Annotated in this window: 1 pseudogene; it reads right to left on the bottom strand. The window is 57.7% G+C overall.

From position 1 onward, the window contains the following. Window positions 1-67: 67 nt before the first annotated feature. Window positions 68-239 (bottom strand): annotated as a pseudogene (gene tesG, locus BST14_RS32290) (type I secretion effector TesG); the annotation flags it as partial.

The raw sequence follows: 239 nt of genomic DNA, 5'->3' as shown, positions 1-239 counted from the left end.
TTGCATGACACTCCGACACCCTTGCGAAAGTTCAAACGCATGAAGTGCCGGAGTGCGACTTTTCTAATTAGATGGTGGTGCGGCCTACATCACCGGGACCGAAGTTTTCCCGGTATTGGCCCAAGTAACCGACAGCCGTCTCTGCATTGGTGAAGAGACCGACCGTGCCCCCGGCAATAGCGCCCATGGCGGTTGGCACGATCAGGCCGACCAACTGGGAAAGAGCGCCGAAGCCGAAG

It is taken from the genome of Mycobacterium arosiense ATCC BAA-1401 = DSM 45069 (assembly GCF_002086125.1).
Lineage (GTDB): Bacteria > Actinomycetota > Actinomycetes > Mycobacteriales > Mycobacteriaceae > Mycobacterium > Mycobacterium arosiense.
Note: the sequence above shows the minus strand (reverse complement) of the source record. Positions and strands in the feature narration are given on the sequence as shown.